This is a genomic window from Acidovorax sp. KNOB132 (assembly GCF_057541515.1).
The window spans coordinates 1-934 of record NZ_BAAJYT010000581.1; the positions used below are offsets into that span (position 1 = coordinate 1).

The 934-nt window shown below is 70.4% G+C and carries 1 protein-coding gene; it reads left to right on the plus strand.

Going from position 1 to position 934, the window contains the following annotated elements; all coding sequences use genetic code 11:
* The first annotated feature begins 99 nt into the window (after positions 1 to 99).
* Complete coding sequence (gene surE, locus AC27IO_RS24800; protein ID WP_498741293.1) at positions 100 to 894, plus strand: 5'/3'-nucleotidase SurE; 795 nt, start codon at positions 100 to 102, stop codon at positions 892 to 894.
* Positions 895 to 934 lie beyond the last annotated feature (40 nt).

A 934-nucleotide genomic window follows, 5' to 3' on the forward strand; every position in this document is an offset into this window, starting at 1 on the left:
GGGGCGGGGGCGGGGGCGGGGGCGGGCGCCCAGGATGCGGCCCGGCCGGGCCGTGTCGGACGCGGCCTACAATCGCTCGCACCCTGCTTCCTGCCACCCATGAAGATCCTCATTTCCAACGACGACGGCTACCAGGCACCCGGCATCGTGGCCCTGCACGATGCGCTCAAGACCATCGCGGACGTCGAGGTGGTGGCGCCCGAACACAACAACAGCGCCAAGTCCAATGCGCTCACGCTGCATTCGCCGCTGTACGTGCACCAGGCGGCCAACGGCTTCCGGTACGTGAACGGCACCCCGGCGGACTGCGTGCACATCGCGCTCACCGGCCTGCTCGGCTACCGACCCGATCTGGTCGTCTCGGGCATCAACAACGGCGCCAACATGGGCGACGACACCATCTATTCCGGCACCGTGGGCGCCGCGATGGAGGGCTACCTCTTCGGCATTCCGGCCATCGCGTTCTCGCAGGTGGACAAGGGCTGGGGCGAGATCGAATCCGCCGCCCGCAAGGCGCGCGAGATCGTCGAGCAGATGCAGGCGCAGAACCTGGTGGGCGAGGCGCCCTGGCTCCTCAACGTGAACATTCCCAACCTGCCGTTCGATGCACTGCGGCCCCTGCGGCTGTGCCGCCTGGGCCGCCGCCATGCGGCCGAGCGCGTCATCGAGCAGCAGAGCCCGCGCGGGGAGGTCATGTACTGGATCGGCGGCGCGGGCGCGGCCAAGGACGACGCCGAGGGCACGGACTTCCATGCCACGGCCCAAGGCCATGTGGCCATCACCCCTTTGAAGGTGGACCTGACCGACCACGAAGGCCTGGGCTACTGGACGCAGACCGCGGCGCGCCTGGTGCCCGACGCGCCCGCCGCTACCACGCCGGCCCCTGCCCGATGACCCAGCGCCGCCCCGGCTTTCCGGCCCGCATCGACCCGCC

Excerpts from the sequence above, each read along its gene's own strand:
- surE (WP_498741293.1), top strand. The coding sequence starts at position 100 with ATGAAGATCCTCATTTCCAACGACGACGGCTACCAGGCACCCGGCATC.